Annotated in this window: 15 protein-coding genes; 6 read left to right on the top strand and 9 right to left on the bottom strand. The window is 68.1% G+C overall.

Annotated features, from left to right (window positions below; genetic code table 11):
* Position 1: 1 nt before the first annotated feature.
* Genes FA740_RS03135 through argH form a run of 4 tightly spaced genes read right to left on the bottom strand, consistent with a single transcriptional unit; the run spans position 2 to position 5,369 of the window.
* Positions 2 to 2,548 (bottom strand): DUF4175 domain-containing protein, encoded by a 2,547-nt coding sequence (locus tag FA740_RS03135; RefSeq protein WP_246053444.1) that lies wholly within the window; start codon positions 2,546 to 2,548, stop codon positions 2 to 4.
* A complete protein-coding gene (gene lysA / locus FA740_RS03130) occupies positions 2,539 to 3,804 on the bottom strand; it encodes a diaminopimelate decarboxylase (protein ID WP_136855326.1) in 1,266 nt (421 codons plus the stop codon). Before lysA ends, FA740_RS03135 begins: the two co-directional genes overlap by 10 nt.
* A complete protein-coding gene (locus FA740_RS03125) occupies positions 3,805 to 3,972 on the bottom strand; it encodes an argininosuccinate lyase (RefSeq protein WP_136855325.1) in 168 nt (55 codons plus the stop codon).
* Positions 3,969 to 5,369, bottom strand: a complete 1,401-nt coding sequence (argH, locus tag FA740_RS03120; RefSeq protein WP_136855324.1) for an argininosuccinate lyase — start codon at positions 5,367 to 5,369, stop codon at positions 3,969 to 3,971. The genes FA740_RS03125 and argH overlap by 4 nt, the downstream gene beginning before the upstream one ends.
* Positions 5,370 to 5,391: 22 nt before the next feature.
* Between argH and FA740_RS03115 the strand changes: the two genes are divergently transcribed.
* A complete protein-coding gene (locus FA740_RS03115; RefSeq protein WP_246053442.1) occupies positions 5,392 to 5,940 on the top strand; it encodes a TlpA disulfide reductase family protein in 549 nt (182 codons plus the stop codon).
* Here the strand turns inward: FA740_RS03115 and FA740_RS03110 are convergent.
* On the bottom strand, positions 5,918 to 6,493 hold the full coding sequence (locus FA740_RS03110; RefSeq protein WP_136855322.1) for a DNA-3-methyladenine glycosylase I: 576 nt from the start codon (positions 6,491 to 6,493) through the stop codon (positions 5,918 to 5,920). The two genes, FA740_RS03115 and FA740_RS03110, sit on opposite strands and share 23 nt — an antisense overlap.
* Before the next feature lie 111 nt (positions 6,494 to 6,604).
* On the opposite strand from FA740_RS03110, the gene FA740_RS03105 reads away from it, so the two are divergent.
* The 3 genes from FA740_RS03105 (at position 6,605) to phbB (ending at position 9,494) form a co-directional block, all read left to right on the top strand.
* Positions 6,605 to 7,405 (top strand): EAL domain-containing protein, encoded by an 801-nt coding sequence (locus tag FA740_RS03105; RefSeq protein WP_136855482.1) that lies wholly within the window; start codon positions 6,605 to 6,607, stop codon positions 7,403 to 7,405.
* 106 nt (positions 7,406 to 7,511) lie between these two features.
* A complete protein-coding gene (locus FA740_RS03100; protein WP_136855321.1) occupies positions 7,512 to 8,684 on the top strand; it encodes an acetyl-CoA C-acetyltransferase in 1,173 nt (390 codons plus the stop codon).
* Positions 8,685 to 8,768: 84 nt separating this feature from the next.
* On the top strand, positions 8,769 to 9,494 hold the full coding sequence (gene phbB, locus FA740_RS03095; protein ID WP_136855320.1) for an acetoacetyl-CoA reductase: 726 nt from the start codon (positions 8,769 to 8,771) through the stop codon (positions 9,492 to 9,494).
* Between the two features lie 71 nt (positions 9,495 to 9,565).
* On the opposite strand, the gene FA740_RS03090 is transcribed toward phbB, so the two are convergent.
* Genes FA740_RS03090 through FA740_RS03080 form a run of 3 tightly spaced genes read right to left on the bottom strand, consistent with a single transcriptional unit; the run spans position 9,566 to position 10,750 of the window.
* A complete protein-coding gene (locus FA740_RS03090; RefSeq protein WP_136855319.1) occupies positions 9,566 to 9,730 on the bottom strand; it encodes a YdcH family protein in 165 nt (54 codons plus the stop codon).
* A gap of 59 nt (positions 9,731 to 9,789) precedes the next feature.
* Positions 9,790 to 10,548 (bottom strand): tRNA1(Val) (adenine(37)-N6)-methyltransferase, encoded by a 759-nt coding sequence (locus FA740_RS03085; protein ID WP_136855318.1) that lies wholly within the window; start codon positions 10,546 to 10,548, stop codon positions 9,790 to 9,792.
* Positions 10,541 to 10,750, bottom strand: a complete 210-nt coding sequence (locus FA740_RS03080; RefSeq protein ID WP_136855317.1) for a putative signal transducing protein — start codon at positions 10,748 to 10,750, stop codon at positions 10,541 to 10,543. Before FA740_RS03080 ends, FA740_RS03085 begins: the two co-directional genes overlap by 8 nt.
* Positions 10,751 to 10,825: 75 nt before the next feature.
* Here FA740_RS03080 and FA740_RS03075 point away from each other — a divergent pair, with 75 nt between their 5' ends.
* Positions 10,826 to 11,827: a polyprenyl synthetase family protein gene (locus tag FA740_RS03075; protein WP_136855316.1), complete on the top strand. Its 1,002-nt coding sequence runs from the start codon at positions 10,826 to 10,828 to the stop codon at positions 11,825 to 11,827.
* A 141-nt stretch (positions 11,828 to 11,968) separates the two neighbouring features.
* Here the strand turns inward: FA740_RS03075 and FA740_RS03070 are convergent, their stop codons facing one another.
* Entirely contained in the window at positions 11,969 to 13,300 is a 1,332-nt protein-coding gene (locus FA740_RS03070) for an ammonium transporter (RefSeq protein ID WP_136855315.1), read from the bottom strand.
* A 354-nt stretch (positions 13,301 to 13,654) separates the two neighbouring features.
* Between FA740_RS03070 and FA740_RS03065 the strand changes: the two genes are divergently transcribed.
* Positions 13,655 to 15,934: a transglycosylase domain-containing protein gene (locus FA740_RS03065; protein WP_136855314.1), complete on the top strand. Its 2,280-nt coding sequence runs from the start codon at positions 13,655 to 13,657 to the stop codon at positions 15,932 to 15,934.
* Positions 15,935 to 16,060: the final 126 nt, after the last annotated feature.

Below are 16,060 nucleotides of genomic sequence, written 5' to 3'. Positions count from 1 at the left end.
CTCAGAACCGGTCCAACAGGCGGCCCAGATAGTCACGCTCGTCCTGGGGGCGGTCGGGCTGACCGCTGCGGCGGCGGATCTCGTCCAGCAGATCGCGGGCGCGGCGCGCCGGGTCGGCGCCTTCGGCCAGCGGATCGCCATTCGTGATCACGTTCCCCCCGCCCGAGCTTTCCCGCCCCAGAGGGTCCAGCATCGGCCGCCCCTGATAGGGCTGCCGCCCCGGCCCGCCCTCGGCGGTCTGGCCGGGCTGCTGTCCCGGCTGCTGGCCATCCTGACCCTGTTCGCCCTGCTGACCCTCCTGCCCCTGCTGGGCCAACATGTCGCCAAGGGCGCGCATCCCCTCGCGCATGGACTGGATCGCGTCGGCCTGCCGCTGCAGCGCCTGCCCCGGATCGCCGTCGCGCAGGGCCTGTTCGGCCTCCTCCATGGCGCGGCCCGCCTCGTCCAGCTGGCGGCGCGCGGCATCCCCTTCGGGAGAGCCCTGCCCCGGCATCAGCCCCTGCTGCTGGCCCAGATCCTCGCGCAAGCTTCGCTGACGGTCGGCCAGACTGTCGCCGCTTTCGCCGGGCTGTTCGCCCTGGCCGAACTGGCGCTGCATGTCGCGAAACGCCTCGTCCGACAGCTGCTGCTGCTCGCGCAGCGTGTCGGCCAGGCGGTTCATCGGCTGGCTGCCTTGCTGGCCCTCTCCCTGGCCCTGGCTCTGGCTTTGCTGGACCTGCAGGTTCTCCATCATGCGGTTGAACTGCTCCAGCAGGGCCTCGGCCTCGGCCATGCGGCCCTCGTTCATCAGGCGCTGGATCTCGTCCATCATCTGCTGGATCTGGTCGCCGGTGATCGTCTGGCCCTGCTGGCCGCCGCGGTCGGGGCTGTCGGTCTGATCCTGCTGCTGGCTCTGCTGGGCCAGCATGTCGGTATAGGCCTCGGTCGCCTCGCGCAGTTCGTCCATCAGGCGCTGGATCTCATCGGGGCTGGCGCCGTTGCGGATCGCCTCGGACAGGCGTTCCTGCGCGGCGCGCATGCGTTGCAGCGCATCGGCCAGCCCGCCATCCTCCAGTTGCACGGCGGCCTCCCACAGGGCCTCGGCCAGGCGGTCGCGATCATCGGGGGCCAGCGCGCCGCCCTCCAGCAGGCCAACTGCGCCGCGCAGTTCGGCGTAAAGGTCATCCGCGACGAACCCGTCGGGCTGCCAGGTGACGGCGCGCAGGATCTCGGCGGTGCGGCCGGCATTGTCGCGCGACCACAGCAGATCGCGGCGCATCTCGATCAGCGTCGCGGCAAAGGGGTTGAAGAACCGCCGCCCCGGCAGGGCCAGGGCCATCGGGTCGGACTGGCCCACCTGCTCGATCCCGTCCACGGCGCGCAGCGTGATGCGCACGGGCAGGTTCGCCCAGGGGTGGCGCGACAGATCCTCGGCCAGCTGGCCCTGCACGGCGCGCCGGTCGCCGCGCGGCAGGGGCAGGTCCAGCGCCACCGCCTCGCGCGGCTCGGGCGCGATGGCCAGGCCGAACCGGCGATCCACGGCCTCCAGGTCCAGCGCGATCTGCGCCTGCGCCAGGACGATGCCGTGATCGTCCTCGGCCTCGAAATCCTGGATCATGCGGCCATCGGCGCGGCGCGTGGGGGCGGCGCCCGCGCGGATCACCGGCGCGGCATCGGGCAGGACGGTCACGTCCAGACGCCAGCCCGCGACCGTGATGCTGCCCGATTGTTCGGCGCGAAAGGCGGGCGCGGTCGGATCGTCGCCCGTGGCCGGGCCGATATCCTGCATGACCTCGGCCCCGCCGCCATAGAGGCGAAAGCTGACCGCGCTGCCCTTGGGCAGGTCCAGCGGCTGGCCCTCGGCCCATGCGTTCAGATAGATCGTCGGGCGGCGGGTATAGGCGGGCGGCTCGGCCCAGCCCTCCCATTGCGGGCCGGTCGGCAGGGCGGTCCCGGCCACGAGCGGGTTCACGGTCGCTGCAATCGCGCGCAGCCCTTGCCCCACCTGGCCGCCGCCGCCAAAGATCAGCGCCATGACTAGGGCCACCATCCCCGCCAGCCGCAGCGCATAGGGATCGCGCGGGGCCAGATCCGCATCGGGCCGCACCGCGCGGGCGGCCATCGCGGCATCGCGCATCTGCGCCAGATGCGCCTGCCACAGCGGCCCGTCGCCGCCGATGGCGGGGCGATCCGCCAGCGCGATCAGCGGTCGTCCGGGCAGGGTGCCGTCCAGCCGGGCCACGGCCTCGGCCGGGCGCACGCGGCGAAACAGCCACCCCCCGCGCCCCGCCGCCGCGATCACCGCCAGCAGCCACAGCCCGACCAGCCAGGGCAGCACCGCATCCGGCAGCGCCGCCACCGCCCCAAGCGCCAGCGCCGCGACCCCAAAGGCCATCAACGTGGCCAGCGGCCAGAAGGCGCGCGCGCCCCGTTCCCAGATCATGCCATAGCGGGTCAGGCGCAGGGCGCGGGCCACCGGGCCCTGCGCCATGGTCGGGATGCCCTCGGCGCTCCGGGGGCTGTCGGCCCCCGGGCTTTCGGTTCCGCGATGTCGCCGGATCAAAGCCATGCCGGGATGCTATCGCGCCCCAGCATCTCGTCATATGTCGGTCGCGCGCGGATGACGGCGAAGTGATCGCCCTGCACCAGAACCTCGGGGACCAGCGGGCGCGAATTGTATTCCGACGCCATCACCGCGCCATAGGCCCCGGCCGAGCGGAACGCGATCAGCGCCCCTGCCGACAATGCGGGCAGATCGGCGCCCTTCTGGAAGGTGTCGCCCGATTCGCAGACCGGACCCACCACGTCATAGGGGCGCACCGGCGCGCCGACCGCGGCCTCCATCACCGGGACGATGTCGTGATGCGCGCCATACATGGCCGGGCGCAGCAGGTCGTTCATCGCCGCGTCCACGATCAGGAAATCGCGCGCCTCGCCGTTTTTCACATAGATCACGCGCGACAGCAGGATGCCCGCATTGCCGACGATGTTGCGGCCCGGCTCGATCTCGATCTCGCAGCCCAGATCGCCCACAGTCTCGCGGATCACCTGGCCGTATTCGATGGGCAAAGGTGGGGCGGAATTGTCGCGGCGATAGGGGATGCCCAGGCCGCCGCCCAGATCCAGCCGGGTGATGGCATGGCCTTCGGCACGTAGCGCGCGGGTCAGCTCGGCCACCTTCAGATAGGCGGCGCGGAACGGCGCCAGATCGGTCAGCTGGCTGCCGATATGCACGTCCACGCCCACGACGCGCAGCCCCGGCAGGGACGCGGCCTCGGCATAGACCTCCATGGCGCGGGAAATCGGGATGCCGAACTTGTTGTCGGACTTGCCGGTGGCGATCTTCTCATGCGTCTTGGCGTCCACGTCGGGGTTCACGCGGATCGCCACAGGCACCGTCGCGCCCATGCTGACGCACAGCGCGGACAGGGCGCGCATCTCGGGCTCGCTCTCGATGTTGAACTGGCGGATGCCGCCCTCGATCGCCATGCGCATCTCGGGGATGGTCTTGCCCACGCCCGAGAACACGATCCGGTCGCCCGGCACACCGGCGGCCTTGGCGCGGGCATATTCCCCGCCCGAGACCACATCCATGCCCGCGCCCAGATCGCCCATCAGCTTCAGCACGGCCAGGTTGCTGTTCGATTTCACCGCAAAGCAGACCAGATGCTCGGTCCAGTCCAGCGCCTGCCGGAACAGGCCGAAATGCCGCGTCAGCGTGGCCGCGGAATAGACATAGACCGGCGAGCCGACCTGGCTTGCGATGCAGGACAGGGGCACGTCCTCGGCGTGCAACTCTCCGTTGCGATAGAGGAAATGGTCCATCTACAGATTGGCCGACACGCCGAACCGCGCGTCACCGCTGACCGAAACGCCCATCTGCTGCTGCAGGGGCTTTTCGACCGGGCGCTGCGGGGCGCCGTCCACGCCGCAGCCCGACAGGACCACGGCCGCGACAACCAGCACGACGACGATGATGACAATGTTTCTCATGCCAGTTTCTCCTTCCAGCGGGCGATCTGCGCGCGCACCTGCGCGGGCGCCGTGCCGCCATAGCTTTGGCGCGAGGCGACCGAATTGTGTACGCCCAGCACATTGAACACATCCTGCGTGATCTGACCATGCACCGATTGCATCTGCGCCAGCGACAGATCGGGCAGATCGACGCCGCCCTGTTCGGCCAGCGCCACCAGCGATCCGGTCACGTGATGGGCGTCGCGGAAGGGCAGGCCCAGCTCGCGCACCAGCCAGTCGGCCAGATCGGTCGCGGTCGAGAACCCCGCCCCCGCCGCAGCCTCCAGCCGGTCGCGGTTGGCAGTCAGGTCCGACAGCATGCCGGTCATCGCGGCCAGGGCCAGCATCAGCGTGTCGGCGGCGTCAAAGACCTGCTCCTTGTCCTCCTGCATGTCCTTGGAATAGGCCAAGGGCAGGCCCTTCATCACCGTGAACAGCGCGACCGTGGCGCCCAGGATGCGGCCGATCTTGGCGCGGATCAGCTCTGCCGCGTCGGGGTTGCGCTTTTGCGGCATGATCGACGACCCGGTCGACCACTTGTCCGACATCGACACGAACCGGAACTGCGCCGATGACCAGATCACCAGCTCCTCGGCCAGGCGCGACATGTGGACGGCGCAGATGCTGCTGGCCGCCAGGAATTCCAGCGCGAAATCCCGGTCGCTGACCGCGTCCAGCGAATTGGCCATGGGGCGGTCGAAATCCAGGGCTGCGGCGGTCATGTCGCGGTCGATGGGATAGCCCGTGCCCGCCAGCGCAGCGGCCCCCAATGGCGATTCGTTCATCCGCCGGCGCGCGTCCTGGAACCGCGACAGGTCGCGTCCGAACATCTCGACATAGGCCATCATGTGATGGCCCCAGGTCACCGGCTGCGCGGTCTGCAGGTGGGTGAAACCGGGCATGACCCAATTGGCGCCCGCCTCGGCCTGCGACAAAGCCGCGCGGATCAGCGCGGTCAGACCGTCGATGGCCGCGTCGCACTGGTCGCGCACCCACAGCCGGAAATCGGTCGCGACCTGGTCATTCCTGGACCGGCCCGTGTGCAGGCGGCCCGCGGGTTCGCCGATGATCTCCTTCAGGCGGGCCTCCACGTTCATGTGGATGTCCTCCAGGTCGGTGCGGAAGGCGAACTGGCCCGCCTCGATCTCTGACAAGACGGTGAGCAGGCCTTTCCCGATGGCCTCGGCATCGCTACCCTCGATGATGCCCGTGGCCGCCAACATGGCGGCATGGGCGCGGCTGCCCCGGATGTCCTGTGCATAAAGCCGCCGGTCGAACCCGATCGAGGCGTTGATCGCCTCCATGATCGCGTCCGGCCCGGCGGCAAAGCGCCCGCCCCACATGCTGTTGGCGGAGGTCTGGGGCCGGTCGGTCATGAATTCGTCCTTCGGAGGTCACATGCTGCGTTCCGCCCTGCTTTATACGGCCCTTGTTTTCGGTGCAAACACCGCCTTCGCGGCAGAGCCCGACTGGCAGGCCGCCCGCGAGGGGGGGCTGGACAAGCTGGTCGTGGCGGAAACCCCGGCCCCTGTGGCCCAGACCGAATTCACCGACCGCGACGGCGGCACGCACACGCTGGCCGACTGGCAGGGCAAGGTGGTGATGCTGAACTTCTGGGCGACCTGGTGCGCCCCCTGCCGCGAGGAGATGCCCGCCCTGGACCGTCTGCAGGCCGACCTGGGCGGCGACGATTTCGAGGTTGTGACCATCGCCACCGGCCGCAACGCCGTGGACCGCATCGACGCCTTCTTCGAGGAGGTCGGCGTCGAAAACCTGCCCGTGCTGCTGGACCCGCGCCAGCAGGTCGCGCGCGCGATGGGGGTCGTGGGCCTGCCCGTGACGGTCCTGATCGACCGCGAGGGGCGCGAGGTCGCCCGCTATCTGGGCGATGCGGAATGGGACTCGGACGCCGCCAAGACGCTTGTCACCCAGCTGACATCGCCCTGACCAAGGCGTGCCTGTGGCAGGTCACGACATGGTCGTTCACCATGCCCGTGGCCTGCATGAAGGCATAGGTGATCACCGGCCCGCAGAACCCGAAGCCGCGCGATTTCAGCGCCTTGGACAGGGCGTGCGATTCGGGCGTGTCGGTGGGGACGTGGCTCAGGTCCGGCCAGTCGTTCTGGATCGGGGCGCCGCCGACGAAGGACCACAACCAGGGGGCGAACCCCTCCTGCGCCTCGATGTCCAGAAAGGCGCGGGCGCCGCGGACGGTGGCCTCGATCTTGCCGCGATGGCGGATGATGCCGGGGTTGCTCAGCGCGCGGTCGATGCGCGCCGCGTCCCATGCGGCCACACGCTCGGGGTCGAACCCGTCGAATTCCGCGCGAAAGGCGTCGCGTTTCCTCAGGATGGTGATCCAGGACAGCCCGGCCTGGAACCCGTCCAGCACCAGTTTCTCCCACAGGGCGCGGGGATCACGCTCGGGCACGCCCCATTCGGTGTCGTGATAGGCGACATAGACCGGCAGGTCCCCGCACCACCCGCAGCGGTCCATCATCTGTTAACCCAAAAGTGAATTACCCGTCACATTTCACGCCAGCTTAAGCCAATATGGGCAGACTGCAAGCAGACCCGACTCGGTAAGAGGCCGCCCGTGAGCGACAGAATAATGGATAACAGCTCGCCCCTTGAGGACGCGATCCGCCATCAGGACCGCATCACCCTGGCGGCCGTCTCGGCGGCCGTCGAAAAGGGCAGCGCGACCCTGGCGTTTCAACCCATCGTGCAGGCGCAGAGGACCAAGACCCCCGCCTTCTACGAAGGGCTGATCCGCATCATCGACGACAGCGGCCGCCTGGTGCCGCTGCGCGATTTCATGCCCCAGGCCGAGGTGACCGAGCTGGGGCGCAAGATCGACTGCCTGTCGCTGTCCCTTGGCCTGCAGACCCTGGCCGAGGACCCCGGCCTGCGCCTGTCGATCAACATGTCGGCCCGGTCGATTCTGTATCCCGAATGGATCAACACGCTGCGGCGCGGCGTCTCTGACGACGTCACCCTGGGCGAGCGTCTGATCCTGGAGATCACCGAAAGTTCGGCCATGGGGATGCCGAACGAGGTTCAGGCCTTCATGGCCGAGGTGCAGGCCTATGGCATCAGCCTGGCGCTGGACGATTTCGGGGCGGGCTATACCTCGTTCCGCTATCTGCGCGACTTCTGCTTTGACATGATCAAGATCGACGGCCAGTTCATCCGCGAGATCGCGGCCAAGCCCGACAATCAGGTGCTGACCCGCGCGCTGCAATCCATCGCGCATCATTTCGACATGTTCACCGTGGCGGAATCGGTCGAGACCGCGGATGAGGCGGCATTCCTGATCGATATCGGCATCGATTGCCTTCAGGGCTACTACTTCGGCGCGCCAACCATCGCGCCGCCCTGGAAAAAGCCGCCCTCCCTCGCAAGCCGCTGATCGCACCTCTCCGTCGAAAGTCTCAGGCTTGTGCTTGACCTTGGGTGACGAAACAGCATCCTGACCGCAGGCCGGTTCGTCCGGCAATGATGGGAAGGAGTCTGTCGTGACCAAAGCCGTAATCGTTTCCGCCGCCCGTACCCCGGTCGGAAGTTTTCTGGGGGCCTTTGCCAATGTTCCTGCGCACGATCTGGGCGCGGCCGTCCTGGCCGAGGTCGTCCGGCGCGCCGGCATCGACCCGACTGAGGTCGACGAGACGATCCTGGGCCAGGTCCTGACCGCAGCCCAAGGGCAGAACCCCGCCCGTCAGGCCCATATCAAGGCCGGCCTTCCGCAGGAATCCTCGGCCTGGGGCATCAACCAGGTCTGCGGCTCGGGTCTGCGCGCCGTGGCGCTGGCCGCGCAGCAGGTGATCCTGGGCGATGCCCGCGTGATGCTGGCCGGCGGTCAGGAGAGCATGTCGCTGTCCGCGCATGCCGCCTATCTGCGCGCCGGTCAAAAGATGGGCGACATGCAGTTCATCGACACGATGATCCGCGACGGGCTGTGGGACGCGTTCAACAACTATCACATGGGCCAGACGGCCGAGAACGTGGCGAACAAGTGGCAGATCAGCCGCGACCAGCAGGACGAATTCGCAGTCGCATCACAGCACAAGGCCGAGGCCGCCCAGAAGGAAGGCCGTTTCGACGACGAGATCGTCGGCTACACCGTCAAGACACGCAAGGGCGACACGGTCGTGGACAAGGACGAATACATCCGCCACGGCGCGACCATCGAGGCGATGCAGAAGCTGCGCCCCGCCTTTGCCAAGGACGGATCGGTCACCGCCGCCAATGCATCGGGCCTGAACGACGGCGCGGCGGCGGTCATGGTGATGACCGAGGACGAGGCCGCGCGCCGCGGCCTGACGCCCCTGGCCCGCATCGCCAGCTATGCGACCGCCGGTCTGGACCCCGCGATCATGGGCACCGGCCCGATCCCGGCCAGCCGCAAGGCGCTGGAGAAGGCCGGCTGGTCGGTCGGCGATCTGGATCTGGTCGAGGCGAACGAAGCCTTTGCCGCCCAGGCCTGTGCGGTGAACAAGGACATGGGGTGGGACCCGTCCATCGTGAACGTGAACGGTGGCGCCATCGCCATCGGTCACCCGATCGGCGCTTCGGGCGCGCGGGTGCTGAACACGCTGCTGTTCGAGATGCGCCGCCGCGACGCGAAGAAGGGCCTCGCCACGCTGTGCATCGGCGGCGGCATGGGCGTTGCCATGTGCCTGGAGCGCTGACGTCACTTCCCGCGCGCAATGATCTTGCGCGCGGGACCGCCATTGATTAGCAATATTTCAAGTACCTGAGCAGGAGGGGGAAACATGTCCAAAGTCGCACTTGTCACCGGGGGATCACGGGGAATCGGCGCCGCCATTTCGAAGGCGCTGAAGGATGCGGGCTATACCGTCGCGGCCAATTACGCCGGCAATGATGATGCCGCGCGCGCCTTTACCGAGGAAACCGGCATCAAGACCTACAAATGGTCGGTCGCCGATTACGACGCCTGCGCCGAAGGCATCAAGCAGGTCGAGGCCGAGCTGGGGCCCGTCGCCGTGCTGGTCAACAACGCGGGCATCACCCGCGACGCGATGTTCCACAAGATGACGCCGCAGCAGTGGAAAGAGGTCATCGACACCAACCTGACCGGGGTCTTCAACATGACCCACGGCGTCTGGAACAGCATGCGCAACGCCAAGTTCGGCCGCGTGATCAACATCAGCTCGATCAACGGGCAGAAGGGCCAAGCCGGTCAGGCCAACTATTCTGCCGCCAAGGCCGGCGATCTGGGATTTACCAAGGCGCTGGCCCAGGAGGGGGCACGCGCGGGCATCACCGTCAACGCCATCTGCCCCGGCTATATCGGCACGGAAATGGTGCGCGCCATCGACGAAAAGGTGCTGAACGAGCGCATCATCCCGCAGATCCCCGTCGGCCGCCTTGGCGAACCCGAAGAGATCGCGCGCGCCGTGGTGTTCCTGGCTGCGGACGATGCGGGCTTCATCACCGGATCGACGATCAGCGCGAATGGCGGCCAGTACTTCGTCTGACGCCTGCGAAACAGGCAAGGCCCGCGCGATCCGCGCGGGCCTTTTTGGTGGAGTCGCCGGATATCGACGGGTCAGTGGCCAAGGCGGCTGATCTGCTCCTTGAGGCGAAGTTTCTTGCGCTTCATCTCGGTGATTTCGAGGTCGCTGGCACCGGGGCTCCTCTGCGCCCTCTCCACAGCAACCGACAGGTTCTGATGCTTCTTGCGAAGCTCCTCGACATGGGAAGCAACCGTCATCGCGTACTCCTCTGTAGTTGTCTCGAACAACTCCAATGCACCACGGTTTTTCGATTCTGTCACGAGACTTTCGCAATTCCCATGTCGATCGGCGCGCCCCCGCGCAACACGCGGGCAGCCAGCGGGGTCAGATCCTCGGCGTCGCGGTCGTGGCGCGGCGCGGCATGGGTGATCAGCGGCGCCAGAAGGCGCAGCGGGCTGCGCGCGCCCTTGCGTGCCGCGACCAGCACGCGCCCTGCAGGCGCCCCCGCGCGCGCCGCCACGGGCAGCACCGTCACGGCCCCCGCCCTGCCCCACAGCGCGGCCATGACCCCGTCCAGCCGGTCGGCACGCTGGATCACCGTTAGCCACCCCCCCGGCGCCAAGCGCCTAAGGCCCGCGTCGATCCAGGCGGCCAGCGGGGTCTCCTCCGACCGGGCGGTGGCGCGGCCCGCATCGGGCGCGGGCGTGCCGCCCAAGAAATAGGGCGGGTTCATCATCACCTGATCGAACATCGCGCCCCGCAGCGCATCGGGCGGGGCCGCCAGATCACCGGTCAGCACGGTCAGCGCCAGGCCGTTCGCCGCCGCATTGGCCCGCGCCAGATCAGCGTAATCGGCCTGCCGCTCCAGCCCGGTGATCGCCAGGCCCGGCACCCGCCAGCCCAGGCACAGGCTGGCCACGCCTGCCCCGCAGCCCAGTTCCAGCACCGCCTGCCCCGGCCGCGCGGGACAGGCGGCGGCCAGCATCACCGCATCCGCCCCCGACCGATAGCCGCGCACGGGCTGGCTGATCCGCAGCCGCCCGTCCAGAAATCCGTCGATGCGGGTGTCAGTCATCCAGCCCGTTGTCGCGCAGGATGGCGCGGGCCATGAATTCGTCGCGATCCGCGACCATCAGCCGCGCGGGCAGGATGCCGATGGACCCCTCCAGCACGCTCATGTGCTGATCCATGGGGAATGTCATGATCCCCTCCGATTCCAGCAGGCTGGTGGCGGCGGACATGCGGACGGGATCGTTGCTGCGGAAAAGCTCTTTCATGGCCGGGACGTTAAGCGGCGGTTGCGCATTTGTCGATGCCGTGGCAATGCGTGGGGCGCAGACACGGGGTATGCTATGACTGTGCAGGACAACGTCCGCAAACCGCTGGACCGGCTGACCGAGGCCCTGACCGACGACATGGCGGCGGTCAACGCGCTGATCCGCGACCGCATGGCCAGTCGTCATGCCCCCCGCATCCCCGAGGTGACCGCCCATCTGATCGAGGCCGGCGGCAAGCGCCTGCGCCCGATGCTGACCCTGGCCGCAGCCCGGCTGCTGGGCTATGCCGGGCCGTGGCACATCCACCTGGCCGCGACGGTCGAATTCATCCACACCGCCACGCTGCTGCATGACGATGTGGTCGACGAAAGCCGCCAGCGGCGCGGCAGGCCCACGGCCAATCTGCTGTGGGACAACAAGTCCAGCGTGCTGGTCGGCGACTATCTGTTCGCCCGCAGCTTTCAGCTGATGGTCGAACCCGGCAACCTGCGCACGCTGGAGATCCTGGCCAATGCCAGCGCCACCATCGCCGAGGGCGAGGTGCTGCAGCTGACCGCAGCGCAGGATCTGGCGACGGATGAAAGCGTTTATCTTCAGGTGGTTCGTGGCAAGACGGCGGCGCTGTTCTCGGCCGCGACCGAGGTGGGCGGCGTCATCGCGGGTGCGCCTGACGATCAGGTGCAGGCGCTGTTCGATTACGGCGATGCCTTGGGCATCAGCTTTCAGATCGTGGACGACCTGCTGGATTACGGCGGCGCGACCGAGACCATCGGCAAGAACGTGGGCGACGATTTCCGCGAGCGCAAGCTGACCCTGCCTGTGATCAAGGCCATCGCCAAGGCCACCCCCGACGAACGCGCCTTCTGGACGCGCACCATCGAGGCGGGCGACCAGCGCGAGGGCGATCTGGATCAGGCGCTGGCCCTGCTGGCGCGCCATGGCGCGATGGAGGCCGCCCGTGCCGATGCGCTGGCCCATGCCGCCCGGGCGCGGACCGCGCTGCAGGTGCTGCCTGCCCATCCGATCCGCGACATGCTGTCGGACCTGGCCGATTTCGTGGTCAGCCGCGTCGCCTGAGACACCCCCTTATTGACCGGTCACGGCGCGTGCACAGGATGTGCACAGCCTGTGCACAGGCTTGACCGCAAAGGGCTTTCCTGAACGCGGAAGGGGCGGGCCGCTTGCGCGACCCGCCCCCTCTCCGGGAAGAGACCGGTGTTACTTGGCCTGCACGAAGTCGGGATAGGCCTCCATGCCCATCTCGCTGATGTCCAGGCCGCTGATCTCGGCTTCCTTGCTGACGCGGATGCCCATGGTGACCTTGAGGATGGTCCAGACCGCCAGGCTGATCAGGAAGACGAAGGCGCCGATGGACAGCACGCCGATGGCCTGCGTGACATAGCTGGTGTCGGGGTTGGTGGCCGGGACGATCATCGTGCCCCAGATGCCCGCGACCAGGTGCACCGGGATGGCGCCGACCACATCGTCGATCTTCATCTTGTCCAGCATCGGCACCACGAAGACCGCGATCGCACCGCCCACGCCGCCGATCAGGATCGAGGCAAAGATGGTGGGCGTCAGCGGTTCGGCGGTGATCGACACCAGGCCGGCCAGCGCGCCGTTCAGCACCATGGTCAGGTCGATCTTGCCGTACAGAAGCTGCGTCACGATGATCGCCGCAACCGCGCCGCCCGAGGCCGCCATGTTGGTGTTCACGAAGATCCGGCTGACATCGGCCGCGTCATTGATCGACCCGATGGCCAGCTGCGAGGCGCCGTTGAACCCGAACCAGCCCAGCCACAGGATGAACGTGCCCAGAGTGGCCAGCGCCAGGTTTGAACCCGGCATCGGCTGCTGGCGGCCATCGGCGCGGTATTTGCCGGTCCGTGCACCCAGCACGATGGCACCGGCCAGCGCCGCGAACCCGCCCGCCGCATGGACCAGGGTCGAGCCTGCGAAATCCGAGAAGCCGATTTCCGACAGCCAGCCGCCGCCCCACTGCCAGCTGGCCTCGATGGGATAGATCAGGCCGGTCAGAACGACGGTGAAGATCAGGAAGGGCCACAGCTTGACCCGCTCGGCCAGGGTGCCGGACACGATGGACGCGGTGGTCGCGCAGAACATCAGCTGGAAGAAGAAGTCCGATCCGGCGGAATAGTCGTCGCCCGCGACGGCGCCCGCGACGGGATCGATGGATTTGGGGCTGAAGATCTCTCCGATCCAGCCGGCGACGGTCCAGTCGCCCGGATACATCAGGTTATAGCCGATCAGCCAGTACATGATGCCCGCAATGGCAAAGAGCGAGATGTTCTTGAACAGCTGCGTGGTCACGTTCTTGGAGCGGACCAGGCCCGCCTCCAGCATGGCAAAGCCCGCGGCCATCCACATGACCAGGAAACCGCCGATCAGAAACAGCAGCGTGTTGAAGATGTAAGCGACATCCGCGCTGACGGCGACCGCCGCCTCCACGGGCGCCGCGGCCTCCTGGGCTGTGGCGGGGAAGGCCGCCAGCGCGCCAAGGCTCGCGATGAGCGGGAGGGTCTTGTTCATGTCCTGTAACCTCGCTTGGTGCCGCAGCCGCCGGTCCGGCTGCCTGTCGCCCCTTTCATCTGCAATTCCGCCCTGTCGGCAAAGGTGCGCCGCCCCGACAGGGTGCCGGAATCCTGAACTGCCCGCGGAACAGGCGGAAATGGGCGGCACCGCCCGCGGTTTGCGCAGCGCCTGTGCGGGCATCGGGCAGGATGCCCCTTCGTTGGGCACCCTGCCCGATGGCGGATCAGCGCCGCATCGCTCTGCGCCCATCACGGATTGGTCAGCCCAATTCCCCTTGCGGCCATCTTGCTGTAGGCTGCCCGTCAATCGGGCCGGACCAACCGGCATCGCAGTCACGCAGGCATCCGACGCATGAAACGACCCTCCGGCACCCCGCCCCGCTCGGGCAAGAGCCCCATTGCCGACAAGCGCAAGGCCCCCGAGCCGACCCCGCGCGCCACACGCAAGGTCAAGCGGCATCGCAGACCGCGGCGCGGCGGCATCCTGGGCTGGATCGCGGGTTTCGTCACGCTGATCTGGCGAATCGTCTGGGGATCGGTCTGGCGGCTTGGCATGGTGGTCGCGCTGATCATCGGTGCGGCCAGCGCCTATTTCTATGTCGGCCTGCCCGAGGCCGAGGATCTGTTCGACGGCCGCGCGCGCGGCAGCGTCACCATGCTGGACCGCGACGGGCGCGTCTTTGCCTGGCGCGGAGAGACCTATGGCGCGGTGGACAGCAGCCAGATCGCGCCGGTCCTGCGCGAGGCGGTGATCTCGGCCGAGGACCGGCGGTTCTATCGCCACCTGGGCGTCAGTCCGCGCGGCATCGCCAGCGCCATCCGCATCAACCTGGCCGCGGGCCGCGGCCCGCTGGAGGGGAATGGCGGCTCGACCATCACGCAGCAGGTCGCCAAGCTTTTGTGTCTGGGCGACACCTTTGATCCGACCCAATTCGCCAACGAGGCCGAGTTCGAGGCCGAATGCCGCTCGGGCGGGGTGTGGCGCAAGATCAAGGAGATCCCCTTCGCCTTTGCCATGGAGGCCAAGTATTCCAAGGACGAGATCCTCAGCATCTACATGAACCGCTCCTATCTGGGCGGCGGCGCGCGGGGTTTCGAGGCCGCATCCCAGGTCTATTTCAACAAGCCGGCCAGCCAGGTCAGCACCCCCGAGGCCGCCATGCTGGCAGGCCTGCTGCCCGCGCCAAGCCGATTCGCGCCCACCGCCAGCCTGGAGCGGGCGCAGACCCGCGCCAGCGTCGTGCTGGGCCTGATGCATGAGGAAGGCTATCTGACCGATCAGGAACTGGCCCAGGCCCGCGCGAACCCCGCCACGCTGTCGCAGGCCGCGACGGCGCGGGCGGGCGGCTATTTCGCGGATTGGCTGATGGAATCGGGCCCCGGTTTCCTGACCAGCGAGACGACCGAGGACGTGACCATCACCACGACCTTTGACCAGCGCATTCAGCGCGCCGCCGAACGCGCATTGCAGCGGGTGTTCGACGAAAAGGTCCGCGATGGTTCCGCCTCCGAGGCGGCGGTGGTGGTGATGTCCGCCGACGGCGCGGTGCGCGCCATGATCGGCGGTCGCGACACGCGGGTGAACGGCGTCTTCAACCGCGCGACCCAGGCCAAGCGGCAGACCGGCTCCAGCTTCAAGCCCTTCGTCTATGGCGCGGCGCTGGAGGCGGGCTATTCGCCGGGCGACCGGGTCGAGGACGGGCCGCTGACGATCCGCATTCCCGGCGGGCGCAACTGGTCGCCCCAGAACTATACCCGCAACTATCGCGGCATGGTCACGCTGACGCAGTCGCTGGCGCAGTCGCTGAACACCTCGACCATCCGCCTGCAGGAGGTCGTGGGCCGCGACCAGGTGATCCGCGTCGCGCGTGATTTCGGCATCGTCAGCAACCTGACCACCAGCCCGTCCCTGGGCCTGGGCGCGTCCGAGGCCACGCTGCTGGAGCTGACCGGCGCCTATGCGGGCATCCGCAACGGCGGCACCTCGGTCGCGCCCTATGGCGTGGTCGAGGTCACGATGCAGGGCGACGACCGCCCGCTGATGGGCCAGACCGGCGGTTTCGGCGAACGCGTCATCAGCCAGCGTGCGGCGGGCCAGCTGATCTACATGATGCAGCAGGTGATCAGTTCGGGGACCGGCACGCGGGCGCAGCTGGGCTCGCGCCCGGTCGCGGGCAAGACCGGCACCACCAGCAGCTATCGCGACGCCTGGTTCGTGGGCTTTACCGAGCAATATGTGACCGGTGTCTGGATGGGCTATGACGACAACACGCCGCTGTCCGGCGTGACCGGAGGCGGCCTGCCCGCCGAGATCTGGCAGGCCGTGATGTCCGAGATCCATGACGGTCTGCCCGAACTGCCGCTGTCGACCGTGTCGCCGGATGGCAGCGGGATCATCATGTCCTCGGGGGGATCGACGCCGCAGGTGGTGACCAGCGGATCAGCCGACGACCCGTTGGCGGCGGCGCTTGCCGGGGTGATGAACAGCGTCGAGGCGCAGAGCAGCGGCCGCGTCATCGGTGGCCCCGGCGATGGGGCGGGCGGCCCGCCAGTCACGCCGGGCAGCAGCGTCGGCGCCGATTCCGAGGATGCGCTGTCCCGCGCGCTGCAGGGAATCCTGGGCGGGAACTGACCGCCCCTCAGCGTCGGAAGGAAAAGCCCCGCCACGAGCGCTCGTGGCGGGGCTTTTTCGTTGCGCGGCAGTCGATGATCCATTCTCTTCGCTGGCCCGGAACGCCTTGCAGGCCGTGACCCGTGC

The organism is Paracoccus hibiscisoli, assembly GCF_005048265.1.
Taxonomy (GTDB): Bacteria; Pseudomonadota; Alphaproteobacteria; order Rhodobacterales; family Rhodobacteraceae; genus Paracoccus; species Paracoccus hibiscisoli.
Note: the sequence above shows the minus strand (reverse complement) of the source record. Positions and strands in the feature narration are given on the sequence as shown.